Origin of the sequence: Brevundimonas sp., assembly GCF_036732845.1 — a bacterium.
Lineage (GTDB): Bacteria > Pseudomonadota > Alphaproteobacteria > Caulobacterales > Caulobacteraceae > Brevundimonas.
Genome location: NZ_DAINBO010000029.1, coordinates 1 through 26,157, shown reverse-complemented (window position 1 = coordinate 26,157; position 26,157 = coordinate 1). Strand labels below are relative to the sequence as shown.

Sequence of the window (26,157 nt, the reverse complement as noted above, 5' to 3'; positions counted from 1 at the left end):
TTGGTAGAACCCGCAGGAAAAGGACGCGCGCGGCGCCATAGTCGCGCGCGTCCAGTCGTTCGTAGCCGGGCGTGTCGATCTCAGGCTCGTCCGAGCCGCGCTCGAACACCACCAGGGCGCCGGGCTTCAGCCACAGGCCGTCCAACAGCTTCACCAGCGTCTGTTCGCCCAATCCCTTGCCATAGGGCGGGTCCAGAAAGGCCAGGTCGAAGGCCTCGGCGACGGGACCCGGCCGCGCGCCCAGGTCGACGGCGCTGCGTCGATGCACCCGCGTGCGGCCCATCAGGCCATAGGCGTCGGCGTTCTCGCGGATGGCGCCGCGCGCCTCGTCGTCGGTCTCGACGAACAGGCCGAAGGCCGCGCCCCGGCTGATCGCCTCGAACCCCAGGGCGCCGGAGCCGGCGTACAGGTCGATGACCCGCATCCCCTCCAGCGGCTCGCCCCAGGCGGCGTGCTCCAGAACGTTGAAGATCGCCTGGCGCGCGCGATCCGAGGTCGGGCGCGTGCCCTGCCCCTCGGGCGCGACGATGGCGCGGCCCTTCAGCGATCCGGCGACGATGCGCATGGATCAGCCGCCAGAGCGCGGCCCGCGCGGCTTGCCGCCGCCGCCCGGGCCACCATTGGGACGGCCGCCGGGCTTGCCGCCGAAGCCGCCGCCGGGTTTGCCGTCGCGCGGTCCCTTGGCGAAGCCGCCGCCCGGACCCTTGCGCGGGCCGTCCGAGGTTGAACGCGGGGCGCCGTCGCGCGGTTTGAAGTCGCGCTTGGGTCCCGAGCGAGCGCCCGGCTTGCCGTCGCGCGCCCAGGTGTCGGACTTGGGACCGATGATCTTGTCCTCGCGCGGCTTGAACGGGCGTTTGGGCCGGTCGCCGCCCTCGCCTTCAGCCCCCTCAGGCCGGGCGCGGGGTTTGAAGTCGCGTTTCGGATGTTCGAACTTCGGCTTGGCCTTGGCCCAGCCGTCGGGCTTCCGAGCCGGACGTTCGCGACGCGCGACCGCGTCTTCCTGGGCCGCCTCGGCGGCGCGGACGCGGCTGGGCTTTCTGGACGGGTCCGACAGGGCCGAGCCGGACTTGCCGCGCACCACCGGTCCCGACGGGCGACGGCCGGGGATCGGCGCGGGCGTCTCGACCGTATTGCCGGTCGGCAGGTTCTCGGGCCGAATGTGTTCGGCCAGCAGTTCGCGGATCACTCGAGGCCCGACCTCCTCCACCGCATTGACCGGCAGGGTCCCCAGTTGGAACGGGCCATAGGCCAGACGGATCAGCCGGTTCACGCGCAGACCCAGATGCTCCAGCACCTTGCGGACCTCGCGGTTCTTGCCCTCGGTGATCGAGACGCTGATCCACAGATTGGCGGACGTCCGCCCCTCGTCTCCGCCCGTCTCCTTGGCCTTGTCCAGCTTGGCCTCGATGGGACCGTAGCGGACGTCGTCGACCGTGATCCCGTCCTTCAGCGTGTCCAGCTTCTCCTGCGTCACCCGGCCGTGGGCGCGGGCGCGGTACTGGCGCACCAGGGCCGTGGTCGGCAGCTCCAGCGCCCGGCTCAGCTCGCCGTCGTTGGTCAGCAGCAGCAGGCCCTCGGTCGCCAGGTCGAGACGGCCGACCGAGATCACGCGCGGCAGGCCCGCCGGCAAGGCGTCGAACACCGTCGGGCGGCCCGCCGGATCGTTGTGGCTGGTCAGAAGACCGGCCGGCTTGTGATAGCGCCAGACGCGCGTGGCCTGGGCCGAGCCGATCGGCTTGCCGTCCACGGTGATGACGTCGTCGCGCGTCACCAGGGTGGCGGGCGTGTCCAGGATGCGGCCGTTCACCGCCACCTTGCCCAGGCCGATCAGCCGCTCGACCTCGCGGCGCGAGGCGATGCCCGCGCGGGCCATGGCCTTGGCGATGCGTTCGGTGCGCTTGGGTTCGACCGGGGCCTTGGCGTCCTTGCCGCCCTTGGCGCCGGGCTTTCCGCCCGGCTTGTCGGCGGAATAGCGCTTGCCGCGGATGCCGCCGGCGTCGGATTTGCGGGGACCGCGCTCGCCGTCGGCTTGACGCGGGCGGGGCTTCTTGTCGTTGTCGGAGGTATGACGGACCATGATCGGCGGTTCATGCGCATGGCGCTGGACCTTGCGCAAGCGGCGGCGGACGCCGGAGAGGTGCCCGTGGGCGCCGTCGTGGTCGATCCGGCCACGAATGAGGTCGTCGCCACCGGCTTCAACGCCCCGATTTCCGGCCATGACCCGACCGCCCACGCCGAGATCCAGGCCCTGCGCGCGGCGGCCCTGGCGCGGCGGAATTATCGCCTGCCCGACCTGACCCTCTATGTGACGCTGGAGCCGTGCGCCATGTGCGCCGGGGCCATCAGCCACGCCCGCATCGGCCGTGTCGTCTGGGGCGCCGACGATCCCAAGGGCGGCGGCGTGATCCACGGCCCCAAGGTGTTCGATCAGCCGACCTGCCACTGGAGACCCGCCGTCCAGGGCGGCGTCGAGGCCGAGGCGGCGGCCGAGAGGCTGAAAGCCTTTTTCCGTCAGCGTCGAAGCGGAACGGGCGCGTCGGCGTCACGTTAGAGGCCTATGAGACACCTCCCGATCACCCTCGCCGTCCTGGGCCTGGCCGGTCTGGCCGCCTGCGGACAGGGACCGGGTCCGGCGCCCACCGACGGCGAATCGGTGAAACAGCGCGCCATCGAGGCCCAGACCGCCCGCCGCCGCACCGGCGCCGAGGTGCAGGACCGCGCCATGAACCGCGTCATCCGCGCCGTTTATATCTGTAACGACGGCGAACGCCTGACGGTCGACTTCGACAATCCGCGCCAGATGGCGACGGTGCGAAACGCCAAGGGTGAGGCGGTGGACCTGTATCAGGCGCGCGCCGCCGACGGCATCTGGTACCGCGCCTCGGGCTATGAGCTGCGCGGGCGCGGAGCCATGGCGTCCTGGTCCGCCCAGGGCCGTCGGCCGACCGACTGCCGGGCGGTGGACTAGGCGAACGCGGCCAGCCGCGCGTCCAGCCGATCGCGCACCTCGGGCCAATCCTCGTCCAGCACGGCGAACATGGCGGTGTCGCGCGGGCGGCCGGTCCAGGTGATCTTGTGCTTCCTCAACACCCCTTCGGCCTTGGCGCCCAGTTTCAGGATCGCCGCCTGGCTGCGCGGATTGATCGCGTCGGTGACGATCTCGACCCGCACCGCACCGGCGTCGAAGGCGTGGCCCAGCATCAGGCGTTTGCACGCCGGATTGACCACTCCACCGCGCGCCTCGGGCCGATAGAAGGTCGAGCCGATCTCGCAGCGGCGATACGGCGGATTGATCTCATACAGGCTGGACGTGCCCACCACCGCGCCGTCGTCCAGCCGCCGCACGGCGTAGGCGATGCGCGTTCCCGCCTCCATCGCCTTCAGGGCCGACGCCCACCAGCCGTCGAAATGCGGGCCGTAGGCGGCGCCGACCATGACGTCCCAGGCGTCGGAATCACAGTCCAGGGCGGCGCGCGCCTCATGCTCCAGCGCGGGCGTGAACGGCTCCAACCGCACCCAGCGGTTCTCCAACGGCCGGACATCCAGCCTCACCCGGCCGCCCCTTCCGCGATCAGGAAGGCGCGCAGGGTTTCCGGGTCCACGTCCTTGGCCACGAAGGCCTGGCCGATCCCGTGCGCCAGGATCAGGGTCAGCCGCCCGCCGGTCGCCTTCTTGTCCCCGGCCATCCGCGCCATCAGGGCGTCGGCGGCGAACCCGCCCGCCTGATCCAGTCGTGTCGGCAGGCCCGCCGCCGCGATGCCGGTCTCGGCGCGTTCGGCGTCCGCCGGTGTGCACAATCCCTGCGCGGCCGAGAAGCGGAACGCCATGGCGCAGCCCAGGGCCACCGCCTCTCCGTGCGTCAAGGCGTCGCCGAAGCCCAGTTCGGCCTCCAGCGCATGGCCGAAGGTGTGGCCCAGGTTCAGCAGGGCGCGGCGGCCCGATTCGCGCTCGTCCTGACCCACCACCTCGGCCTTGATCTCGACCGAGCGCGCCACGGCCCGCTGCAACGCCGCCGGATCGCCCGCGGCGCCCGCCGCCCCCTCGCCGCCCAGCCAGTCGAACAGGTCCGCGTCGCAAATCAGCCCGTGTTTCAGCACCTCGGCCCAGCCCGAGCGCACCTGGCGCGGCGGCAGGGTGCTCAGGGCGTCGATATCGGCCACGACCAGACGCGGCTGGTGAAAGGCACCGACCAGATTCTTGCCGCGCGGGGTGTCGATGGCGGTCTTGCCCCCCACCGAACTGTCGACCTGGGCCAGCAAGGTCGTCGGAACCTGCACGAAGTCGATGCCGCGCATGAACAGGGCCGCCGCCAGTCCCGCCAGATCGCCGACCACGCCGCCGCCCAGGGCGACGACCAGGTCCGACCGGTCCAGCCCGGCGGCCAACAGCCGATCCAGCACCCGCTCCAACTCGGCGAACGACTTGGACGCCTCGCCCGCCGGCACGGCGATCAGCCGCGCCTTCACCCCGACGGTCTCCAGCGCGGCCAGCACGGCCGGGCCGTGCAGGGCCGCGACCGTCTCGTCCGTGACCACGGCCACGCGCCCGCGCGCGAAGGGCGCGCACAGTTCACCGAGGCGCGGCGTCAGGCCGCGACCGACCAGGACCTCATAGGGTTGAAAGCCCGCGCCGCTGACTGGAATGCGGATCATGACGCCGCCCTCGCCTCGCGGTCGGCCCAGTGGCGACGCAGGCTGCGAACGATGGTCTCGACCGCCTGGGCGTGGGCACCGCCGCCGACATCGACCACCAGGTCCGCCTCGGCGTAGATCGGATACCGGGCGTCGGCCAGGGTCTTCAGCGTCTCCAGCGGATCGCGGCCGCGCAGCAGGGGCCGGGTGTCGCGGCGCTGCACCCGCTCGGCCACCACCTCCAGGTCGGCGCGCATCCACACCGTGGTGGCGTGCCGTTTCAGCAGAACGCGGGTGTCGGGGTTCAGCATGGCCCCGCCCCCGGTGGCCAGGACGATGGGCGGGCCTTCCAGCAGCCGTTTCATCACCCGCGCCTCTCCGGCCCGGAACTCGGCCTCGCCCAGGGCCGAGAAGATGTCGGCGACGGTCATGCCCGCCGCCTCCTCGATCTCATGGTCGGCGTCGATGAAGGGCATGGTCAGCCGATGCGCCAGTCGCCGCCCCACGGTCGATTTTCCCACGCCCATCAGCCCGACCAGGGCTATGGTCAGGCGCGGCGCGGGAATCGCGGCGTCCCCGGCCTCGCTCATGCGACGGCTCGCGGCGGAAGACTGAACGGATTGGCGGCGCAGGCGGACATGATCGCCCTACCCTCTACACCAAGCCTTGCGGCAGGCCAGCCGTGAGCACGCCCCAGATCGAGGCCTTTCTGGAGATGATGGCGGTCGAGCGCGACGCCTCGCCCCACACCCTGTCGGCCTATGCCCGCGATCTGGCTGACGCCGAGGACGGCGCGGGGGGGCTGATGACCGCCGATTCGCGGGCCGTCGAGACCTGGTTCGCCGATCTGTCGCGGCGCGGCCTGTCGGCGGCCACGGCGGCGCGCAGGCGCTCGGCCGTGCGTCAATTCTATCGCTTCGCCCTGGCCGAGGGCTGGCGCGCCGACGACCCCTCGCGACGGCTGGACGCGCCGAAACAGGGCCGCCCCCTGCCCAAGACCCTGACGCGCGAGGAGATCGAGCGGCTGATCGCCGCCGCGGCCGCGCGCGAAGGGGCGGCGGGACCGCGCCTGCTGGCCCTGATCGAACTGTCCTACGCCTCGGGGCTGCGGGTTTCGGAACTGCTGGCGTTGAAGGCCGAAGCGGTCAGGCGCGACCCGACCCACCTGATCGTGCGCGGCAAGGGCGGCAAGGAGCGGCTGGCGCCCCTGAACGCGGCGGCGCGCACGGCCGTCCGCGCCTGGCTGACCGCGCGCGACGCCGCCCGCAAGCCCCAGACGCCCGACGGCCCCTGGCTGTTTCCCTCGTCCGGCGCCTCGGGCCATCTGACGCCGCGCCGGTTCGCCCAGATGCTGGACCAGGCCGCCATCGACGCCGGAATCGACCCGTCGCGGATCAGCCCCCACGTGCTGCGCCACGCCTTCGCCACCCATCTGCTGGAGGGGGGCGCCGACCTGCGCGTCGTCCAGACCCTGCTGGGCCACGCCGACATCGCCACCACCCAGATCTACACCCACGTCGCCACCGACCGGCTGAGCGCGGTGGTGCGGGACAAGCATCCCTTGGCGCGCGACGACTGAGGGCGCATATTCGGGCGATGACCCAGCCCTTTTACGTCAAAGCCATCTGGGACGCCGAAGCCAGCGTCTGGTGCAGCGAATCCAATATTCCGGGACTGGTCCTCCAAGCCGACACGCTCGAGGAATTTCAGGATCTGATCCGACATTTCGGGCCTGACCTGCTGGCGGAAAACCTCGGCATTACCGAACCGACGACCATTCGGTTCGAAGCGATCCGTCACCTGACCCAGGCCGCTTAGTGGTCTCGGACTACTACCGTGACCTCACCCGAAGGCTCGCGGATATAGGCTATGTCCGTGTCGGCGGCGGAAAGGGCAGCCATGAAAGATGGAAATGCGAGGGTCGCCCCACCGTCACCATCCCCGGCAAGCCTCTTCGTCATATGGCCAACGAAATCCTCAAACAGGCGGGTCTGCCCAAGGCCTTCTGAACCCCGCTTGCCCCACGGCGTTCGGGACACTAGGTTCCGCCGCCTTCCGTTGGGCCGCCTGGCCCGTTGACCGGACGCCTTCATGGCCACGCACTACCTCGAGTTTGAAAAGCCGATCGCCGATCTGGAAGCCAAGATCGAGGAGCTGAATCTGCTGTCCTCGACGGCCGGATCGTTCGATTCGGAGATCGAGGGCCTGCGCAAGAAGGCCGAGCAGCTTCGCAAGAAGACCTACGCCCACCTCGATCCGTGGATGAAGACCCAGGTCGCGCGCCATCCGCAGCGGCCCCATTTCGTCGACTATGTCGACGGCCTGTTCACCGACTTCACCGAACTGCACGGCGACCGTCAGTTCGGCGACGACCAGGCCATCCTGGGCGGCCTGGCCCGTTTCCGGGGGCGCCCGGTCATGGTCATGGGCCATGAAAAGGGCCACGACACGGCCACCCGCCTGACCCATAATTTCGGCATGGCCCGGCCCGAGGGCTATCGCAAGGCGGTGCGTCTGATGGACATGGCCGATCAGTACGGCCTGCCGGTCCTGACCTTCGTCGACACCGCCGGGGCCTATCCGGGCCTGGGCGCCGAAGAGCGCGGCCAGGCCGAGGCCATCGCCCGCTCGACCGAGCGCGGCCTGACCCTGGGCGTGCCCTCCATCGCCACCATCACCGGCGAAGGCGGATCGGGCGGGGCCATCGCCATCGCCGCGGCCAGCCGCGTGCTGATGCTGGAGCATTCGATCTATTCGGTGATCTCGCCGGAAGGCGCGGCCGGCATCCTGTGGCGCGACGGCGCGCGGGCCAAGGACGCCGCCATGGCCATGAAGATCACCGGTCCCGACCTGATGGAGCTGAAGATCGTCGATCGCCTGATCGAAGAGCCGATCGGCGGCGCCCACGCCGACCGCGAGGCCGCCATCGCCAACGTCGGCGACGTTCTGGCCGAAGAGCTGGAGGCCCTGTCCGGCCTGACGCCCGACCAGCAGCGCCGGGTCCGCGCCGACCGCTTCTACGCCATCGGCCGCCTGGACTAGGCGTTAACTTCGCGTCCACGTTGATTGGGCACGGTCGCACCATGTCGCGTCCGCGCCGAGTTTCCGCATGTTGACCCCCCTGCTGGAAGGCCTGCGCGACAGCGCCGTGGTCAATCTGGGCAGCGCCGTCACCATGGTGGTGGACGATTCGCCCTTCTCGCTCGAACTGACGATGCAGTCGTTGCTGGGTTTCGGCATCCAGACGCGTTGGCCGTGCCACAGCGCGCCCGAGGCGATGGAGATCCTGAAAGAGCACACCATCGACCTGTTGATCATCGACGTAGAGATGCCCGGCGTCGACGGCGTGGAGCTGGTGCACTGGCTGCGCCGGTCGGGGCTGGACCCGAACGCCTTCGTCCCGGTCATCATGACCGGCGCCCATGTGCGCAAGGACAAGGTCGCCAAGGTGCGCGACAGCGGCGCCAACTTCCTGCTGACCAAGCCGTTCAGCGCCACATCCTTGCTGGAACGCATCGTCTGGGCCGCGCGCGACAGCCGGCCGTTCCTGGAGGTCGGCGACTATTTCGGCCCGGATCGCCGCTTCAGAAACGGCAAGTCGCCGGACGGAACCGAACGCCGCGCCGACAAGATCAAGCTGGCCCAGATGGAGGCCGAACGCGCGGCCCAAGCGCCTGAAGCCGGAGACCCCTCATGAGCGTGGTTCGGACCATTCCCCGCAAATCGCGCCTCTCGACCCTGGTCGATCAGGCCGGAGGCTTGAGCATCGGCATGGCCAAGCGCCGCGCCCAGGCCAATCTCGACGTCATGAAGCCCAGGGCGCTGGAGATCATCGGCGCGCGGGTCGAGGCGCTGGCGAACCTGGCCGAACCGGTCACGCCTGAAGCGGTCCTGCCCGCGCGCATCGACGCCTATCGTCTGTCCAGCGAGATCATCGACGCTGCCGGAATGTTCGAGATGCGCGATCTGTGCGCCGCGGCCAAGGGGCTGTGCGACATCCTGGACGCCACGGGCCAGGACGGCGCGCTGGACTGGCGCATCGTCACCGTCCACGCCCAGTCCATGCGGCTGTTGATGAGCCTGGCCGACGACGCCGCGGCCGAACGCGCGGCCGTGACCGATCATCTGCGCAAAGTTGTGGCCCACAGGCTGGGCGTCTAACTCGCCGGTTCCGGCGTCAGGCCGCGGGCGCCGCGCGTCTGTTTCTTCCACAGGGCCGCGTATTCGCCGCCGACACGGGCCACCAGTTCATGGTGTGCGCCGCGCTCGATGACCCGTCCGTCCTTCAGCACCAGGATCTGATCGGCGTCGGCCACTGTCGACAGGCGGTGGGCGACGACCAGGGTGGTGCGGCCCGCCCGGGCCTTGCGCAGCGTCTTCTGGATGGCGGCCTCGGTGCGGCTGTCCAGGGCGCTGGTCGCCTCGTCCAGGATCAGGACGCAGGGGTCGGCCAACAGGGCGCGGGCGATGCCGACCCTCTGGCGTTCGCCGCCCGACAGTTTCAGGCCGCGTTCGCCGACGCGGGTCTCCATCCCCTCGGGCAGGGCGCGGATGAAGGTCGCCAGTTCAGCCGCCTCGGCCGCCGCCCAGATCGCCGTTTCGTCGGCGTCGGGCCGGGCGAAGGCGATGTTGGCGCGGATGCTGTCGTTGAACAGCGCCACGTCCTGGGGCACCAGGGCGATCGACTGGCGCAGCGAGACCTGGGTGACGGCGCGCAGATCCAGGCCGTCGATCAGCACCCGCCCCTGCTGCGGGTCGATCAGGCGCATGGCCAGTTTGACGATGGTCGACTTGCCCGCCCCCGACGGCCCGACCAGGGCCGTGGTCGTGCCCGGCGCGGCATGGAAGCTGACGTCGTCCAGCCCGGCCGAACGCGCGTCGTGACGGAAGCCGACGTGTTCAAAACTCAGCGCCGCGCCGCGCGCGTCGACCGCGTGCGGCAGGGGGACGGCGTCGGCCGCGTCGGCCACTTGCGGCGCCTGACGCGTCACCTTCAGCATTTCCTCCATGTCGATGAAGGATTGTCGGATTTCCCGATAGGCGAAGCCCAGGATGTTCAGCGGGGCGTACAGGGACATCATGATCAGCACCGCCGCCATGACGTCGCCCGGTCCCATCCGCCCGGCCATGGCCTCATAGCCCGCCATCACCGCCATGACGCCCAGGCCGATGTTCATCACCGCCGCCTGCATGACGTTCAGCAGGGCCAGAGAGGCGTTGGCCTTCAGCGCCGCCTCGCCATAGACGCCCAGGGCGCGGTCATAGCCCGCCGCCGCCCGTGTTTCGGCCCCGAACGCCTTGACCGTCTCATAGTTCAGCAGGGCGTCGACCGCTTGGCCGGCGGCCTCGCTGTCGGCGGCGTTCATGACGCGGCGATGCTCCAGCCGCCAGTTGGACAGGGCGAAGGTCGAGGCGGCGTAGATCGCCACCACGGCCACCGCCACGGCCCCGAAACGCCAGTCGTACTTGCCCGCCAGCACCCCGGCCGCCAACACCAGCTCCAGCCCGGTCGGGATCAGGTTGAAGGCCAGGACCCGCAACAGAAAGTCCACGGCGCGCGAGCCGCGCTCGACGGTGCGCGACAGGCTGCCGGAGCGTTTGGTCTGATGAAAATCCAGCGACAGGTTCAGCGCGTGGCCGAAGGTCTCGGCGCCCGCGCGGCGCATGGCCGCCTGCCGCACCGGGGCGAAGACCACGTCCGACACCTGCGGCGCCGCCGACGACAGGAACCGCACCAAGGCCCAACCGGCCGCGAAGGCGGCGAAACCGGCAGTCAGACTTACGGCCGCCCCCTGCCCCGCCGCCAGCCTGTTGACCGCCGCGCCCAGCACCAGCGGCGCCAGCACGCCCAGTCCCTTGCCCGCCAGGGTCAACAGGACGGCGCCCGTCACTCGCCACGGCAGTTGCGGCGCGCCCGAGCGCCCGACGATCCCCGCCAGATCGGCCAGCGCGCGCCAGCCGCCGGACATCCCGGTCATCGTCTCATCGGTCTTGCCGCGAGCCGCGGGCGCCGTCGTGTCGCCGTGCCGCCTAGCGGATCGTTCGCCTCTCATCGCCATGCGTCGCATATGGCGGCGCGGACGACGCGGCGAAAGGCCTCATCCCAGGCCGGCGATCACCGCGACGATCTCATCCACAACCTCTTCGGTCGTGGCCCAAGAGCAGACGAAACGCACCGAGCCGTCATCGAAACGGTAACAGGCCCAGCCCGCCGCGCTCAGCCGCGCATGGGCCTTTTCCGGCATCCGCACGAAAACGGCGTTGGCCTCGACCGGGTGGGCCAGGACATAGGGCGAGCGGGTGGCGATCCCTTCAGCCAGGCGTAGGGCCATGCGGTTGGCGTGGGCGGCGCCGGTCTCCCAGCTCTCGCTCTCCAACAGGCCCAGCATCGGCCCGGCCAGGAAGCGGCCCTTGGACGCCGTCTGGCCCGCCTGTTTCAGCCGGTTGTCGATGCGCCGGGCCAGGCTCTTGTCGAACATGACCAGGGCCTCGACGCAGTTGGCGCCCGCCTTGGCCCCGCCGAACACCAGCAGGTCGACGCCCAGCCGGGCGATCTGCGTCAGGTCGAATCCCGCCGCCGCCGCATTGGCCAGGCGCGCGCCGTCCATGTGCACGCCCATGCCGCGCGCCTTCACCGGCTCGATCAGATGGCGCAGTTCGTCGACCGTATAGACCGTGCCGTATTCGGTGCACTGGGTCAGGCTGAGCGCCGCCGGCGGCTGGCGATGGGCGATGTCCGGCTCCGCCAGCGCGGCGTTCAGCGCCCTGGGGTCGATCTTGCCCGAAAAGCCCGGCAGGCCGATCAACCCCACGCCCTGGCCGAAGAAACCGGGCGCGCCGCACTCGTCGGTGCAGACATGGGCCGCGTGATGGGCCAGCACCGCCTCGAACGGCCAGGCCAGCATCGACAGGGCGATGGCGTTGCCCGCCGTGCCTGAGAACACGAACCGCACCTCGACATCGGCGTCCAGGCGACGGCGGATCTGGTCCGCCGCGCGTTCGGTGATCTCATCCCTGCCATAGGCCGCGACGGCGCCGCTGTTGGCCGCGATCAGGCCCTGCACGGCCACGGGCGCCATGCCCGTGGTGTTGTCGGAGCTGAAGTCGTAACGCACGATCAGTTCCCCCCGGCCTTGGGCTGAACGCCGCCGAAGGGCACCTCGACCTGATGCGGGAAGGGAATCTCGATCCCGGCGGCGTCCAGCGCCTCCTTGCCGGACTGCATCAGGTCGGCCTGGGTCTGCCACCAATCCTCGGCCTTGACCCAGGCGTGCAGGGTGATCCGCACCGCGCTGTCCAACAGGCCGGTGACGCCGGTCCACGGCGTCGGATCGTCCAGCACCTTGTCATGCGCTTGGGCCACATGCGCCAGGACGGCCCGCGCCTGGTTCAGATCGACGCCGTAGCCGACGGTGAAATTGATCTCGATCCGCCGCGTCTTCTGGCCCGTCAGATTGATGATGACGTCGCTCAACACCTTGGAGTTCGGCACGGTGATCTTGTGGTTGTTGGCGTTCGACAGGGTGGTGGTGAACAGGTCCAGCCGCTGCACCGTGCCCGAGGCGCCGTTCAGGTCGATCACCTCGCCGACGCGATAGGGGCGCAGCACCAGCAGCATCACCCCCGCCGCCACGTTCGACAGCGTGCCCTGCAACGCCAGGCCGACCGCCAGAGAGGCCGCGCCCAGCACGGCGATGATCGAGGTGGTCTGCACCCCCAGCCGTTGCAGCACGGCGATCAGGCCGATGACCAGGACCACGACGCGCACCACCTGGGCGGCGAAGCTGAGCACGGTCGGGTCCTGGCGGAAGCCGCGCATACGGCCCAACGCCCGACGCGTCGCGCCCGACGCCCAGCGCGAGGCGACGACGGTGACGACCAGGATGATCAGCGCGATCGACAGGTTGATCGCGAAATCGCCCGCCATGTCGATCAGCTTGGGGATCATGGCGGCGTCGATGGTCACGGCCTTTTCTCCGGCCGCGAGCGCCGTGGTCAGTGAGTTCGGCAGTTCGGTCATGAGGCGGGTCTAACGCTTCGGGCCTGGATTGGAACCCCGGCGCGCTGAATTCACATCGAATTCAGATGGTCTCGCGGCCACATCCGGTCCCATTCGTCCAGGTCCCGCCTATCCGGCCGATCGCGAACGAAAAGCGCCCCGAAGGTCGGCCTTCGGGGCGCCCGCCGATGTTCGGTCAGAGATCGGAATGGGCCGGGGTCCGCACGCCGCTGGCTACGACGACGCACGTTCCCCGGCCGCTGACCGAACGATCCGCCCGGTCAGATTGGAGTATGGGATGTGACACGCGCCTGAACGGCGCGGTTCGGGTCAGGTTCAGGCCGCCACCGCATTCTGGCCTTGTTCCGCCGCCGTCCGCAGGGCCTCGCGCCCGCCGCCGACCCGCCCCATCAGCCCAGCCAGGGCGGCGAAGTCGATCGGTTTGTTCAGATAGGCGTCTGCGCCCGCGTCCAGCCCCGCCTGGTGGTCCTCGCTGCGGGCCGAGGCCGACAACACGACGACCGGCGTGCCCTGGTTCGGGCCGTCCGCGTCACGGATCATCCGCGTGGCGGTCAGGCCGTCCATCACCGGCATGTTCACGTCCATGATGATCAGGTCGAACCGCTGGGTCGCGGCGGCTTCGACGGCCAGCAGACCGTTTTCGGCCGCGGTGATCGAATGGCCAGCCGAACCCATCCAGGCCTCCAGGATCATGCGGTTCACCGGATGGTCCTCGACCACCAACACATTCAGCCGCTCGCCGCCCTCGACCACGGCGTCGATGACCTCGGCGGCCTGGACCGGCGCCCACTCCACCACCTCGGCCTCAAGCGTCAGGGTGAAGACCGAGCCTTCTCCCAGGGTCGACTGCACGGTGATGTCGCCGCCCATGATGTTGGCCATGCGCCGGGCGATGGTCAGACCCAGGCCCGTGCCGCCGAACCGCCGCGTCGAAGAGGCGTCGACCTGGGTGAAGGGCTGGAACAGGCGCTCCAGATCCCGAGGCGCGATGCCCGAGCCGCTGTCGGTGACGCGGAAGTCGAAACAGGCGCGCGTGTCGCTGATGCGCCGGGCGGCCACATCGTAACGCACCTGGCCCGCGTCGGTGAATTTGACGGCGTTGGACAGCAGATTGTGCAGCACCTGACAGACACGCAGCGGATCGCCGCGCACCACGGCCGGGATTTCGCCCTGGAACTCGGAGACGAAGGTCAGGCCCTTGGATTCGGCCTGGGCCTCGAACGGGCCGGTCACACGACGGTTCAACTCATCGACGTTCACGTCGACGACCTCGAAGGTCATCTTGCCGGCCTCGATCTTGGTCATGTCGAGGATGTCGTTCAGCAGGCTGAGCAGATTGTCGCCCGAGTTGCGGATGATCGACAGATATTCGCGTTGCGTCGCCTCCAGCCGGGTCGCGCTCATCAACTGGGCCGCGCCCAGGACGCCGTTCATCGGCGTGCGCAGCTCGTGCGAGATGACGCCCAGGAAGCTGGACTTGGCCTCCGAGGCCGCATTGGCCTTGTCGCGGGCGCTCTCCAGCTCCTCGATCAGATGGGCCTGGTGCTCCTGAAAGGCGCGGATGCGTTGCTCGCGCAGCATGGTCATCATGACCAGGACGAACAGGCCGGCGGCCGTGAACGGCACTAGGGCGATAAAGGGCCAGAACAGCGGCCCGCCCCACAGGCTGGCCAGGATGATCACCGCCGCCAGGCTATAGGGCGAAGAGATCACCATGGCCTGGCGCGGCGAACTGCGCAGTTGGGTGAAGACCAGCACATGGCCCGAGATCAACAGGGCCACCGCCAGCTCCTGGCCGAACGGATGGCCCGAGAACCAGGAGATCAAGGGCGCGGCGGCCCAGACGGCGGTGGTGACCGTGGCGACCGCCGGGAAGACCAGCCCCCAGCCGGCGCCCACGCGGCCGCTCAGACGACGCTCGAAGGCGCCGCGCAACGCGCCCGCGCTCAGCGTCGCCACGAACCAGGTCAGGGCGGTGTTCCAGCCGACCACGGCGAACAGGCCGATCGACCAGGTGAAGATGATGATGTAGCGCAGATACTGGGTTTGCAGGATGGCGGTCAGAGCCTGAGCGGCCTCGCCCGGACGCTGTCCGATGGCCAGCCCCTTGTCGACCCCGTCAGAACCGACCATGCCCCCCGCCCCGCGATCCATTACAACCAGGGCTTACGTTAGGGGCAACCTTCTAAGACGAGGTGAATGGCGACCGTCGCGGCGGACGCCTCTAGACGTCCTCATCCGGCGTCAGGGCGCGGATCGACAAGGCGTGGACCGGCCCGGCCAGTTCGGCCTTCAAAGCCGCGGTCACCGCCCTTTGACGAGCCACGCGGTTCAGCCCCTGGAAGGCTCCCGACACGATTGTCAGATTGATGTGGCTCTCTCCGCCCGGCCGCCCGTCGATCCCGCCTTCGTGGTGGTGTCCGGCGTGGCGGGCGCTGTCATCCTCGATCTCCAGACGCGTGGGAGCGAAGCTTTCCGACAACTTTCTGCGGATTTCCCGCGCGACAGGACCTTCAGACACGTTCGCTTCCTTGATGGTGACCAATTCGACCCTACACTTGGGGTGATGTCGGCGTCATTCCAGTACAAACCGCGCTTCAAGGACATGCGCATCCGCCCGCCCGGCGAGGAGCAGGCCGAGGACGTCCTGCGTCTGAAGCCCGGCGAGGTCCCGTGCCAGTGGCCGGACTGCTCGCGCGCCGCCACCGCTCGCGCGCCCAAGTCCCGCGAACGGCTGAACGACTTCTACGACTTCTGTCAGGGCCATGCGGCCGAGTACAACAAGGGCTGGAACTTCTATTCCGGCATGAGCGAGGGCGAGATCCGCGCCATGCAGGAGAACGAGGCCATGACCGGCGGCCGCCCGACCTGGGAGATGAAGGCCGGGAAATTCACGCGCGAGGCCGCCGCCTTCGCCGCCAAATTCGGCACGGCCGCCAATTCGGGAACCGGGTCGTGGCGCGACAGCTTCGGTCTGTTCGGCCGTCGCGGCGAGGCCCAGGCCAAGGGCGCGGCCGACGCCGGCCCGCGCGTCGGCAAGCTGGAACGCACGGCCCTGGCCGATCTGGATCTGGAGCCGGGCGCGACCAAGGCGGACATCAAGGCCCGCTATCACGACCTGCTGAAACGCTGTCACCCCGACACCAACGGCGGCGACCGCGGCGCCGAGGCCAAGCTTCAGCGCGTGATCAAGGCTTGGAAGACGCTGAAGAAGTCGGGAATGGCCTGAAGCCTCAGGGCTGGCCGCTGGTCATGTTCGCCGCCGAGGCCATCTGCAAGCCTTCGCCCGGCTGGGTGAAATAGCGGTCGATGCCTTCGGCCACGGCCCGCATCATGCGACGACGCGCGCGTTCATCGTTCAGATCCCGCTCGTCTTCGGGATTGGTGATGAAGCCCATCTCCAACAGCACCGCCGGCACGTCGGGGGCCAACAGGACGGCCAGACCCGCGTCGCGATGGCTGCGACGCAGCAACACCCGCTCGGCGGCCTCCAGATGGGTCAAAAGCGTGCGCGCGAACTGGGCTGAGCGGTTCTGAGTGACGCGCTGGGTCATGTCCAACAGGATGCGGTCCACCGACGGATCACGTCCCGGCAGGTTCAATGCGCGGTGCCAGTTGTCGCCCCGGGTGAACTCGCGCACCGCCCGACCGGCGCCCTGTTCCGACAGGGTGTAGACGCTGGCCCCGCGCGTGGCCGGATCGGCCCCGGCGTCGGCGTGAAGCGAGATGAACAGGTCGGCCTCGGCGTCCCGGGCGATCTGCACCCGGCGATACAGGCCGACATAGACATTGCTGTCGCGCGTCATCCGCACGCGATAGCGGCCCGTGCGCTCCAGCTCGGATTTCAACTGCATGGCGGCGGCCAGGGTCACGGCGCTTTCGCGCGAATGGACCCCGCTGGCGCCCGGATCATGGCCGCCGTGCCCGGCGTCGATGACGATCAGGGGCCGGTCGGCCCGGCGCGGCGCGCGGCGCGGCGCAGGCATGGAGGCGCCCGCACGCGGTGCGACGGCGGCGGTCCCGGACTTGGCTTTCAGGTCGATGACGTAACGATAGTGGCGCACGCCGTCGCCGGGCGGCAGCAGGAAACGACGTTCGATCTCGGCGGTCTTGGCCAGCTCCAACTGCACGCGTGAGGCGCCTGACCCCGCCGCCACACGATAGCCGCTGACCAGGCCCGAACCGTCGCCGTTCAGGCCCCGGCCCGACGCCACGCCCGCCAGGGCCAACGTCACCCGGCCTTCGGCTCCGTCCTCGATCACCGAGCCGCGCGCCGAGCGCTCCAGATCGACCACCACCCGGGTCCGGTCGCCGTCGCCGCCGAAGCGCACGGCCAGCACCTCGCCCGAGGCGCCCGAGGCCAGGCCGCGCCCAGCCGTCATCAGCACAGCGCAAATCACGACGAAGGCCATCGCCGTCATCGTCCACTCGCGCACGCCCCACTTTCGGAGGCTGGAAACCCAGTGACCGTACATTCTTACGGCGCCCACCATCACACTATGAGCGGGCATGCTGGCAGATCAGTCCTTGCATTGGGTTAAGACCGGAACGCTTTCAATTTGGCGACGCGATCCCTATGCTTTGTCCGCACGCGAAATGATCGCGTCCCCCGTTCATGGGTTCGGACGCGCCCTCCTCGTGGAGCAGACGTATTCACCTATCCGAGAATCGACCGGGTCCGCCCGGCGGTTCAACGACCGGCCCGACCGTCGCGAACGTTCGCGTCCGAGGCCAAGATCGAACGAAACCCATGGGCCTGATCGCCTGCGCTCCCACCCCGCTCAATCGAGCCGCTTCCGCCATCGGCGGAGGGATGACGCGCGTCACGGTCCCCAATCCCATTCGGCGAGCCGCCCCCGTCCAGAGGATGCATCCCTGGTCTTCGGCCCTGGCGCGCCAGAGAGAGACCCTTGATGTCCAAGACCATGCTTATCGATGCGGCGCACGCGGAAGAAACCCGCGTCGCCATCGTGGACGGCCGCCAGCTTGAGGAATTCGACTTCGAATCCAAGGCGCGGCGCCAGCTTCGCGGCAACATCTACCTCGCCAAGGTCACCCGCGTAGAACCCAGCCTGCAAGCCGCCTTCGTCGAATACGGCGGCAACCGCCACGGCTTCCTGGCCTTCAACGAAATCCACCCCGACTATTATCAGATCCCGGTCGCCGACCGCGAAGCCATCATGGCCGAGGCGGACAGCGACGAGGATCACGAGGATGATCTGGGCCGCGAGTCCTCGGACGACGAGGGCGATTCCGAAGGCAAGCTGGCGGACGAAGAGCGGCTGAAGCGCCGCCTGATGCGTCGCTACAAGATCCAGGACGTCATCAAACGCCGTCAGATCCTGCTGGTGCAGGTCGTCAAGGACGAGCGCGGCGGCAAGGGCGCGGCCCTGACCACCTGGCTGTCGCTGGCCGGCCGCTACTGCGTGCTGATGCCCAACACCGGCAAGGGCGGCGGCATTTCGCGCAAGATCACCAGCGCCACCGACCGCAAGCGCCTGAAGGCGGCGGCGGCGGCCCTGAAGGTGCCCAAGGGCATGGGCCTGATCATCCGCACGGCGGGCGCCAAGCGCACCAAGGCCGAGATCAAGCGCGACTACGAATATCTGCTGCGCCTGTGGGAGACGATCCGCGAGACCACCCTGCGCTCGCACGCCCCCTCGATGATCTACGAGGAGGAGAACCTGGTCCGCCGCGCCGTGCGCGACATGTACGACAAGGAGTTCGACGGCATCCAGGTCGAGGGCGTCGAAGGCTTCAAACAGGCCCGCGACTTCATGCGCGTGCTGATGCCCTCGCAGGCCAAGAAGATTCATCTGTACCAGGGGTCGCGTCCCCTCTTCGCGGCCAACGGCCTGGAAGAGATGCTGGGCCAGATTCACCAGCCAGTCGTGCCGCTGAAGTCGGGCGGCTATCTGGTCATCAACCAGACCGAGGCCTTGGTGGCCATCGACGTCAACTCGGGCCGCGCCACCAAGGAGCGGAACGTCGAGCAGACGGCCTATAAGACGAACATGGAGGCCGCCGTCGAGGCGGCGCGCCAGTTGCGCCTGCGCGACCTGGCTGGCCTGATCGTCATCGACTTCATCGACATGGAGGAGTCCAAGAACAATCGCGCCGTCGAAAAGGTGCTGAAGGACGCCCTGGCCCGCGACCGCGCGCGCATCCAGATGGGCAAGATCTCCGGCTTCGGCCTGATGGAGATCAGCCGTCAGCGCCGCCGCCTGGGCGTGATCGAGGGCGCCACCGAGGTCTGTCCGCACTGCCAGGGCGCCGGACGCATCCGTTCGGCCGAGAGCGCCGCGCTGATGACCCTGCGCGCCGTCGATATCGAAGCGGGCAAGAACGGGGCTGGTTCGGTGACCCTGCGCCTGCCCACGGCGGTGGCTCTCTACATCCTGAACCACAAGCGCGACTATCTTCAGCGGCTGCTGGAGCGCCGGGGCCTGAACGTCGTCATCCAGATCGACGACACCCTGGCCCAGGGCGAACACGCCCTGGAGCGCACCGAGACCAACGAAGACTTCACCCCGCCCGAAACGGCCGCCGATCCGACCGACATCGACGACGGCTATGACGACGCCGCCTGGTCCGACGAAGACGACGCCGATGAAGACGACGACGACATCCTCGACGACGAGGATGAAGCCGAACTCGACGGCGAGGACGACGACGACGACATCGGACGAGCGCGTCTGGAACAGGCCGAAGGCGACGGTCGCGGCCGCAGGCGTCGGCGCCGTCGCGGCGGACGGCCCGATGAAGGCGACGAGGCTCCGATCGTCCAAGCCGAAGACGACGACGATGATTCCGATGGCGGCCGTCGCCGCCGTCGCGGCCGTCGCGGCGGTCGTCGCGTCCGCGAGGACGGCGATCGCGACGTCTATGGCTGGGTCCGCGCCCGCACGCCGTCTCTGGAAGACCCCTATGTCTGGTTCGACCCGCTGAACCCGGAACGCCCCGCGCGCGGCGAGGCCCCGGCCCGCGACGCCGAGGAATCCCTGGGCGAGCGCCCCGAAGGCGAGATCGGCGCGGAACGCGAAGGCGGCCGTCGGCGTCGGCGTCGCGGCCGGGGCCGCGGCGGCCTGGGCCATGAGGTCAAGGTCGAGGCCCGCGCCACCAATGAGGGCATGCCGCCGGACGGCTCGCCCGACACGCCCCCCGCGGTGACGATCCCCGACGAGACGGCCGAAACGCCCGCCGTCCCGGCCGAACCCAAGCGCCGCCGCGTGCGCCGCAAGGCGTCGGCCTCGGCCACCGAGGCCTCGGACGCACCCGCGACCGTCGAGCCGAACGAGGTCGAGACCCAGGGCGAGCCGGTGGTTCTGGACGTCGCTCCCGAACCCGAGCCTGAGCCGGAACCGGAACCCGTCGTCCTGGCGGAGCCGACGCCCGCGCCCGAGCCGGAAGCCGACCTGGCCGCGATCATCGCCAATGATCCGACCCAGATCGCCGCGCCTCCGGTCAAGCCCAAGCGCGGCTGGTGGGGCCGCAAATAGTGGCGACGGCCATTAAGAGGCCTTAGGTTCGCGCCTAGCCTGATCGGCATCGGTGAAAACGCTTTCGCGTTTCCGCCGATGTCGTGAATCAGGCTCCAGGGCTTATGCTGGACCGAAATCTGAACTGGATTGGACGACGTCCGGCTCAACCGATTTCGGTCTTGCCTAGGCGGGGGCAGTCGCAAAGGAGTTCGCCATGTCCTGGCTGTCCCGCGTCCGCTCCCGCTGGCTCGCGCCGCTGGCGGGCGTGGCCGCCGCCCTGGCCTTCGCCGCGCCCGCCTCGGCCCAGAGCATCATCCGGGACACCGAGATCGAGGGCATCATCCGCGACTGGTCGGACCCGGTGTTCGTCGCCATGGGGCTGAACCCCCAGGACGTCGAGCTGTTGCTGATCAACGATTCAGACCTGAACGCCTTCGCCACGCGCGGGCGGATCATGGGGGTCAACACGGGCCTGATCCTGCGCACCACGACGCCGAACCAGCTTCTGGGCGTCATCGCCCACGAGGCTGGGCACGTGAAGAACCGCCACCCGATGCGCGACGGCGCCCAGGCGGCGGCGGCCCAGCCCTTCTGGATGACCATGGCCCTGGGCGCCCTGGCCGTAGCCGCCGGGGCGCCGGACGCGGGCGCCCTGCTGATCGGCTCCAGCCAGATGTTCGGGACCATCAGCGCGCTCAAATACATGCAGGGCCAGGAAGGCGAAGCCGACATCACCGCCCTGCGCGGCATGGACGCCGCCGGGGAATCCGGGCGCGGCCTGGTCGAATTCTTCGAGAATTTCCGCTCTCAGGAAGTCTTCTCGGACGCCCGCCGCTATCCCTATTTCCGCAGCCATCCCCTGTCGTCGCAACGCATCGAGGCGCTGCGCCGTCCGGCCGAGGCGGCGGCCAACTACAATCACGTCGACAGCCCCGAACGCATGGCCCAGCACGCCCTGATCCTGGCCAAGATCCACGGCTTCATGGACCATCCGAACGCCACTCTGCGCGAATACCCCGAGACGGACGTCAGCCTTCCGGCCCGCTACGCCCGCGCCATCGCCTGGTATCGCGACGGCCAGACCGACAAGGCCCTGGCCGCCGTCGACGCCCTGATGCAGGGGGACCCTGAAAACCCCTACTTCTGGGAGTTGAAGGGCCAGATCCTGTTCGAGGAGGGCCGCCCGGCCGAGGCCATCGGCGCCCATCAGCGGTCGGTGGAGTTGAAGCCAGACGCCCCCCTGTTGCGGATCAACCTGGCCCACGCCCTGCTGGAAAGCGGCGATCCCGCCAACCTGGACGCCGCCGTCGATCAGTTGAAACGCGCCACGGCCCTGGAGCACGACAACACCATGGCCTGGCGCCTGCTGGGCCAGGCCTATGACCGCCAGGGCAAGGAGGGCGAGGCGCGCCTGGCCTCGGCCGAAATGTACTACGCCGTCGGCGACACCCGTCAGGCGACCCAGTTCGCCCTGCGCGCGCGCGACATGCTGACCCAGAACACGCCCGAGTATCGCCGGGCGATGGACATCGTCTTTGCCTCCGGCGCCACCCAGGACGACCTGGACGACCTAGAGCGCCGCCAGCGCCGTCAGTCCGACGGCGACTTCCAACCCGTTCCCTGACCCACGGATCGAATGACCGACGACACCACGCCCCCCTCGCCCCCCCGTTCGCACGGCTGGATGTCCGACCCCAGGGTCGGCGTCGCCGCCCTGGCCCTGTCCGTCGCCGCCCTGGGGCTGGCGGCCGCGCCCTGGTTCGGCGCCATGGACGGGCGGGTGCGCGCCTATCTGCTGTCGCACCCGGAACTGCTGGAAGAGATGGTCCAGGCCCGCCAGGCGCGCGAAGACAATCAGCGCGTCGAGGCGATCAACGCCGCCGTCGCCGCCAATCCGGGCCTGTTGGCGCCCGATCCGCGCGACCCGGCCTTCGGTCCCGCCGACGCCAAGGTGACGGTGATCGAGTTCTTCGACTTCCGTTGTCCGGGGTGCAAGGCGGTGACGCCCGACTTCCTGCGCCTGATGCGCGCCCACCCTGAGGTGCGTTTCGTCTTCAAGGACTGGCCGATCCTGGACCGCCAGGGCGAGCCGATCTCGCAACTGGCCGCCCGCGCCGCCCTGGCCGCGCATCAGCAGGGCAAATATCTGGCGGTCTATGAGGCCCTGTTGCGCGAACCGGCCCTGGACGAGACGGCCATCCAGCGCATTCTGGCCGCCAACGGCGTCGATCTGGCCCGGGCCGAGGCGGTGATCAACGCGCCCGAGACCACGCGCCACCTGACCGACATCCACACCACCGCCGGCGCCCTGCATCTGGTCGGCACCCCGACCTTCTTCATCAACGGCAAGACCACGACGTCGATCGACCCGGCCGAGGTCGGCCGCATGATCGAGGCGGCGAAATCCACGCCCGCCGAGGCGCCGCACAGAACGACGGCCCCGGCGGCCTGATATCCGTCAGGCCAGTTTCAGGTCCATCGCCCCGCCGACCCATTCGACCTGGGCCTTGCGGCGGGCGTCGGCGGCGGCTTCGGCATTGCCCAACGCCGCCTCGGCCTCGGCCAAGACAAACAGGCTGTAGGGATCGCTGGGCCAGTCCTTCAGCAGCTCCTGCACCTTGGCGCGAGCGCCCGCCGCGTCACCGCCCATCAGCATGGCGGCGGCCAGACTGCGCCGCATCGGATACCAGATGGCGGGCGGATCGCCGCCCTCCTGGCCGTCGTCTCCGGCCTGGATCTGGGCCGCGCGGGTGAAGGCGGCGACGGCGGCCTGGGCGTTGCCTTCCAGCATGGCCGCACGGCCTTCCAGCACGCGCTGGGCCAGTTCGGTGAAGCCGGCCTGCATCTGGCCCATGCGGCCCGGCGGCGGCGTCATGCCCTCGCGCAGGGTCTTGATCCCCTCGGCCTCGGCCCGCACGGCCGCCGCGTCGCCGCGCCGCGCCGCCGCCTCGCCGCGCGCATAGCGCCACGAGATCCGCATCATCGGCCGGGCGGCGTCCGGCTCGACCAGGCTGTCGATCTTGGCCTGGTCGGCGAAGCGGCCGTAGATGGCGTAGGCGTTGTGGGCCTGGGCCTGACGCCAGATGTTCTGGGCCGGAATGTCGGCATAGGTCTCCAGGAACCAGTCGGCCAGCTTGATCCCCTGCTCGGACCCGCCGGCCATCAGGGCGCCGCCCATGCCGAAATGGATGTTGTGCGGATGCAGCGGCATGCCGCGCACGCCGCCCTGGGGCCGCGCCAACTGGTCATAGCGCCGGTCCAGGGCCACGGCGTTGACGTTGGACATCATGGCGTCCTTGTACCGGCCGACCCGATAGAAGGTGTGCGACGGCATGTGCACCAGGTGGCTGGCCCCCGGCGCCAGGGCCGCCAGCCGCTCGCCATAGGGAATGGCCTTGTGCGGATCGTCCGACCATTCGGTCAGGTGGATGTACAGGTGGATGGCGCCCGGATCGTTCGGGTTCACCGACAGGGCGTGCTCCAACAGGCCCATGGCGCGGGTGATGCCGGGATCGGCCGCCTCGCCCTCGGGCGTCCACCAGTCGTCGGCTTCCAGCATCCAGGCGTCAGAGGTGATGGCCGCCACCGTCACGTCATCGGGATGACGCGTGGCGATCCGGTCCATGGCGCGGGCGAAACGGGTGGCTCGGCTCGCCTCCTTGCCCGAGTAACGCTGGATCAGGGCGTCGATCATCTGCCGTTGCATCGGCGTGGCGTGGCGGGCCAGGCGGCGCGCCTTCTTAGCCTGGGTCAGGGCCGTGGCCAGGGACTGGGCGTCATTGCCGCCGCCGTTCAGGTTCGGCCCGATGGCCCAGGCCTCGCCCCAGACGCACATCGAACAGTTGGGATCGAGCAACTGAGCCTTGCGGAAGGCGCGCACCGATTCCGAATGCTCGAACGCCCAGCGCAGCCGCACACCATGGTTGAACCAGGCCTGGGCCTCGGGATTGGCCGTGTCGATCGGAAAGCCGCCGGTTCCGAAGCCGTCGACCATCACCATCGAGGCCACGGGGTCCACGGGATCGGCCGCCCCCGCCTCGCCGCAGATGGGCGGGTTCTGGAGCAAGGCCAGCATGGCCGCGTCCAGGGTCGCGTCGGCCACGGCCGCCGGGCCGATCAGGCTCAGCGTCAGGGCGCTGGCCGCAAGCAGGGTGTTGCGCATGATGATGAAGCCTCCCGCAGGCACCATCGCCCACGGAGCACCGTTCGCCAACCCCGCCGCGACGCCGCGACGCCGCGCCGGAATCGTAATGCGTCGTCAGATCAATCCGCTGAGCGGCGACGAGGCGCTGGCGTACAGGCGTTTGGGCATCCGGCCCGCCAGATAGGCCTCGCGTCCCGCGATCACTGCGTGCTTCATGGCGCGGGCCATGCCGATGGGGTCCTTGGCCGCCGCGATGGCGGTGTTGGCGATCACGGCGTCGCAGCCCAGCTCCATGGCGACCGTCGCGTCCGAGGCCGTGCCCACCCCGGCGTCGACCAGGACCGGCACCTTGGCCTGTTCGACGATCAGCCGGATGTTGACCCGGTTCTGAATGCCCAGGCCCGAGCCGATCGGGCTGGCGGCGGGCATGATGGCGGCGGCGCCCGCCTCTTCCAGCCGCTTGGCCATGACCACGTCGTCGGTGCAATAGACCATGACGTCGAAGCCGTCCTTGACCAGCATGTCCAGCGCCCGCAGCGTCTCGATCATGTCGGGATACAGGTGCGGCGTGTCCGACAGCACCTCCAGCTTGACCAGGCTCCAACCGCCCGCCTCGCGCGCCAGGCGCAAGGTCCGCACCGCGTCCTCGCCGGTGAAGCAACCGGCGGTGTTGGGTAGGAAGGTGAACCGATCCGGCTTCACATGGTCCACCAGCATGGGCTGGGTCGGGTCGCTCAGATTCACCCGGCGCAGGGCCACGGTGACGATTTCGGCCCCGGCGGCCTCGGCCGCGGCGGCGTTCTGGGCGTAGTCGGCGTATTTTCCGGTGCCCACGATCAGGCGCGAGCCGAAGGTCCGACCGGCGACGGTCCAGGTGTCGATGGTGCTCATGCGACAGGGGTTTAGGCCCAGGCCGGGCCGGGCGAAAGCCCTGTACGGCGCCGTCGTTCCAACGACCGACGTTCCTTGCATTCCCGCAAGGGTGGAGTAGCGTATCGGTAAAGCTGGAGGGTTCGTCGTCATGCGTCTGATCACCGTCTTCTCTGCGGCCGCTTTGCTGATCGCGCCCATCGCCTCGGCCCAGACGCCGGGCAATCCGTCGCCGCCGCGCGTGCCCCAGGTCAACAACAGCCTGCGCCTCGGCGGTTCGGCCGGAGACTATCAGCGCCGCCTGGCGACCAACGCCCTTGAGCGTGATCAAAATCAGGAGCCGACGCCGCAGGAGCTGCTGATCGAGCGCATCGCGCCGCTGGTGGCCCAGGGGCGCTGCAACGAGGCGCGTCAACTGGCCCGCCAGGAAGGCGACCGCGCCGTCTCGCGCCGCATCGGCGAAGTCTGCGTCGAAGGCCGCCCCACCCCCATCCCGGCCCCGTCCTGAACCGAGGAGAGTCGAACATGCGTCGAACTGCTTCGTTGATCATGATCGTCGGCCTGACCGCCGCGTCGATGCCCGCCGTCGCCCAGACGCCCGGACCCAATCTCAACCGGCCGATACCGCGCTACGACACGAATCTGGCGCAGGGCGGCACGTCCACGGACTTCCACAACCGCCTCATCAATGAGGTGATCGAGGGCCAACGCGAAACCTACGGCCGGGCGACCTCCCGCGAGGCGCTGATCGACAGGCTGGCGCCGCTGGTGGCCGAAGGCCGTTGCGGAGAGGCCCGACACATCGCCCGACAAGAAGGCGACCGCGCCGTCTCGCGCCGCATCGGCGAGGTCTGCGTCGAGGGCCGCGTCACGCCCATGCCCGCCGCCTCGGCGCGCTAAACCGTCCGCATCGGACAGTTCCGCGACAGTCGATCCGTCAAACGACCGATCTGCGCAAAAGCGACGCCGAACTGACGCGCAAGCTTGTCCGCGCCTAAACGGCGGCGACAC

Annotated in this window: 27 protein-coding genes; 14 read left to right on the top strand and 13 right to left on the bottom strand. The window is 69.5% G+C overall.

The genetic code is table 11. From position 1 onward, the window contains the following. Together rsmD and V7D63_RS10220 are read right to left on the bottom strand one after the other, a co-directional pair. Positions 1-565, bottom strand: a 565-nt coding sequence (gene rsmD / locus V7D63_RS10225) for a 16S rRNA (guanine(966)-N(2))-methyltransferase RsmD (protein ID WP_333592173.1), incomplete at its 3' end; no start/stop codon positions are given. Positions 566-568: 3 nt separating this feature from the next. Beyond that, a complete protein-coding gene (locus V7D63_RS10220; protein ID WP_333592172.1) occupies positions 569-2,077 on the bottom strand; it encodes a pseudouridine synthase in 1,509 nt (502 codons plus the stop codon). Positions 2,078-2,089: 12 nt separating this feature from the next. On the opposite strand from V7D63_RS10220, the gene tadA reads away from it, so the two are divergent. Further along, positions 2,090-2,551: a tRNA adenosine(34) deaminase TadA gene (tadA, locus tag V7D63_RS10215; RefSeq protein WP_333592174.1), complete on the top strand. Its 462-nt coding sequence runs from the start codon at positions 2,090-2,092 to the stop codon at positions 2,549-2,551. A gap of 6 nt (positions 2,552-2,557) precedes the next feature. After that, on the top strand, positions 2,558-2,968 hold the full coding sequence (locus V7D63_RS10210) for an MliC family protein (protein ID WP_333592171.1): 411 nt from the start codon (positions 2,558-2,560) through the stop codon (positions 2,966-2,968). Here the strand turns inward: V7D63_RS10210 and V7D63_RS10205 are convergent. Genes V7D63_RS10205 through V7D63_RS10195 form a run of 3 tightly spaced genes read right to left on the bottom strand, consistent with a single transcriptional unit; the run spans position 2,965 to position 5,221 of the window. Continuing rightward, on the bottom strand, positions 2,965-3,552 hold the full coding sequence (locus V7D63_RS10205) for a GNAT family N-acetyltransferase (protein ID WP_333592170.1): 588 nt from the start codon (positions 3,550-3,552) through the stop codon (positions 2,965-2,967). The two genes, V7D63_RS10210 and V7D63_RS10205, sit on opposite strands and share 4 nt — an antisense overlap. Beyond that, positions 3,549-4,652 (bottom strand): 3-dehydroquinate synthase, encoded by a 1,104-nt coding sequence (gene aroB, locus V7D63_RS10200; protein WP_333592169.1) that lies wholly within the window; start codon positions 4,650-4,652, stop codon positions 3,549-3,551. The genes V7D63_RS10205 and aroB overlap by 4 nt, the downstream gene beginning before the upstream one ends. After that, entirely contained in the window at positions 4,649-5,221 is a 573-nt protein-coding gene (locus tag V7D63_RS10195; protein WP_333592168.1) for a shikimate kinase, read from the bottom strand. The genes aroB and V7D63_RS10195 overlap by 4 nt, the downstream gene beginning before the upstream one ends. A gap of 92 nt (positions 5,222-5,313) precedes the next feature. Here V7D63_RS10195 and V7D63_RS10190 point away from each other — a divergent pair, with 92 nt between their 5' ends. From V7D63_RS10190 to V7D63_RS10170, 6 genes are all read left to right on the top strand, one after another. Beyond that, positions 5,314-6,210 (top strand): tyrosine recombinase, encoded by an 897-nt coding sequence (locus V7D63_RS10190; protein ID WP_333592167.1) that lies wholly within the window; start codon positions 5,314-5,316, stop codon positions 6,208-6,210. Between the two features lie 17 nt (positions 6,211-6,227). Beyond that, positions 6,228-6,449 carry a DUF1902 domain-containing protein gene (locus tag V7D63_RS10185; protein ID WP_333592166.1) on the top strand — a complete coding sequence of 74 codons (222 nt, stop codon included), beginning with the start codon at positions 6,228-6,230 and terminating at the stop codon, positions 6,447-6,449. Continuing rightward, positions 6,449-6,640, top strand: a complete 192-nt coding sequence (locus tag V7D63_RS13455) for a type II toxin-antitoxin system HicA family toxin (RefSeq protein WP_442882133.1) — start codon at positions 6,449-6,451, stop codon at positions 6,638-6,640. Before V7D63_RS10185 ends, V7D63_RS13455 begins: the two co-directional genes overlap by 1 nt. 82 nt (positions 6,641-6,722) lie before the next feature. Then, entirely contained in the window at positions 6,723-7,673 is a 951-nt protein-coding gene (locus V7D63_RS10180) for an acetyl-CoA carboxylase carboxyltransferase subunit alpha (protein ID WP_333592165.1), read from the top strand. Positions 7,674-7,740: 67 nt separating this feature from the next. Continuing rightward, positions 7,741-8,328 carry a response regulator gene (locus tag V7D63_RS10175; protein ID WP_333592164.1) on the top strand — a complete coding sequence of 196 codons (588 nt, stop codon included), beginning with the start codon at positions 7,741-7,743 and terminating at the stop codon, positions 8,326-8,328. Next, a complete protein-coding gene (locus V7D63_RS10170) occupies positions 8,325-8,792 on the top strand; it encodes a chemotaxis protein CheE (RefSeq protein WP_333592163.1) in 468 nt (155 codons plus the stop codon). Before V7D63_RS10175 ends, V7D63_RS10170 begins: the two co-directional genes overlap by 4 nt. Here the strand turns inward: V7D63_RS10170 and V7D63_RS10165 are convergent. The 5 genes from V7D63_RS10165 to V7D63_RS10145 form a co-directional block, all read right to left on the bottom strand. Then, positions 8,789-10,609, bottom strand: a complete 1,821-nt coding sequence (locus tag V7D63_RS10165; protein ID WP_333592162.1) for an ABCB family ABC transporter ATP-binding protein/permease — start codon at positions 10,607-10,609, stop codon at positions 8,789-8,791. The genes V7D63_RS10170 and V7D63_RS10165 overlap by 4 nt on opposite strands. A 120-nt stretch (positions 10,610-10,729) precedes the next feature. Next, complete coding sequence (locus V7D63_RS10160) at positions 10,730-11,746, bottom strand: threonine aldolase family protein (RefSeq protein ID WP_333592161.1); 1,017 nt, start codon at positions 11,744-11,746, stop codon at positions 10,730-10,732. A 2-nt stretch (positions 11,747-11,748) separates the two neighbouring features. Further along, positions 11,749-12,651 (bottom strand): mechanosensitive ion channel family protein, encoded by a 903-nt coding sequence (locus tag V7D63_RS10155; protein ID WP_333592160.1) that lies wholly within the window; start codon positions 12,649-12,651, stop codon positions 11,749-11,751. 315 nt (positions 12,652-12,966) lie between these two features. Further along, positions 12,967-14,784 (bottom strand): ATP-binding protein, encoded by a 1,818-nt coding sequence (locus V7D63_RS10150; RefSeq protein ID WP_333592159.1) that lies wholly within the window; start codon positions 14,782-14,784, stop codon positions 12,967-12,969. A gap of 91 nt (positions 14,785-14,875) precedes the next feature. Then, positions 14,876-15,172 (bottom strand): BolA family protein, encoded by a 297-nt coding sequence (locus tag V7D63_RS10145; RefSeq protein WP_333592158.1) that lies wholly within the window; start codon positions 15,170-15,172, stop codon positions 14,876-14,878. 45 nt (positions 15,173-15,217) lie between these two features. Here V7D63_RS10145 and V7D63_RS10140 point away from each other — a divergent pair, with 45 nt between their 5' ends. Continuing rightward, a complete protein-coding gene (locus V7D63_RS10140; RefSeq protein ID WP_333592157.1) occupies positions 15,218-15,880 on the top strand; it encodes a J domain-containing protein in 663 nt (220 codons plus the stop codon). Between the two features lie 4 nt (positions 15,881-15,884). On the opposite strand, the gene V7D63_RS10135 is transcribed toward V7D63_RS10140, so the two are convergent. Continuing rightward, positions 15,885-17,072, bottom strand: a complete 1,188-nt coding sequence (locus tag V7D63_RS10135; protein WP_442882134.1) for an N-acetylmuramoyl-L-alanine amidase family protein — start codon at positions 17,070-17,072, stop codon at positions 15,885-15,887. Between the two features lie 492 nt (positions 17,073-17,564). On the opposite strand from V7D63_RS10135, the gene V7D63_RS10130 reads away from it, so the two are divergent. The 3 genes from V7D63_RS10130 to V7D63_RS10120 all read left to right on the top strand — a co-directional run bounded on the left by V7D63_RS10130 (position 17,565) and on the right by V7D63_RS10120 (position 22,584). Further along, complete coding sequence (locus V7D63_RS10130) at positions 17,565-20,150, top strand: Rne/Rng family ribonuclease (RefSeq protein ID WP_333592155.1); 2,586 nt, start codon at positions 17,565-17,567, stop codon at positions 20,148-20,150. A gap of 196 nt (positions 20,151-20,346) precedes the next feature. Next, the gene (locus V7D63_RS10125) at positions 20,347-21,756 is read left to right on the top strand and encodes a M48 family metalloprotease (RefSeq protein WP_333592154.1); all 1,410 of its coding nucleotides are present in this window, start codon (positions 20,347-20,349) and stop codon (positions 21,754-21,756) included. 12 nt (positions 21,757-21,768) lie between these two features. Further along, the gene (locus tag V7D63_RS10120) at positions 21,769-22,584 is read left to right on the top strand and encodes a DsbA family protein (RefSeq protein WP_333592153.1); all 816 of its coding nucleotides are present in this window, start codon (positions 21,769-21,771) and stop codon (positions 22,582-22,584) included. 6 nt (positions 22,585-22,590) lie between these two features. Here V7D63_RS10120 and V7D63_RS10115 read toward each other — a convergent pair whose 3' ends face one another. Then, complete coding sequence (locus tag V7D63_RS10115) at positions 22,591-24,294, bottom strand: hypothetical protein (RefSeq protein ID WP_333592152.1); 1,704 nt, start codon at positions 24,292-24,294, stop codon at positions 22,591-22,593. A 96-nt stretch (positions 24,295-24,390) separates the two neighbouring features. Continuing rightward, complete coding sequence (locus tag V7D63_RS10110; RefSeq protein WP_333592151.1) at positions 24,391-25,167, bottom strand: HisA/HisF-related TIM barrel protein; 777 nt, start codon at positions 25,165-25,167, stop codon at positions 24,391-24,393. 130 nt (positions 25,168-25,297) lie between these two features. Here V7D63_RS10110 and V7D63_RS10105 point away from each other — a divergent pair, with 130 nt between their 5' ends. Continuing rightward, positions 25,298-25,654 (top strand): hypothetical protein, encoded by a 357-nt coding sequence (locus V7D63_RS10105; RefSeq protein WP_333592150.1) that lies wholly within the window; start codon positions 25,298-25,300, stop codon positions 25,652-25,654. A 17-nt stretch (positions 25,655-25,671) separates the two neighbouring features. Then, complete coding sequence (locus tag V7D63_RS10100; protein WP_333592149.1) at positions 25,672-26,046, top strand: hypothetical protein; 375 nt, start codon at positions 25,672-25,674, stop codon at positions 26,044-26,046. The last annotated feature ends 111 nt before the right edge of the window (positions 26,047-26,157 follow it).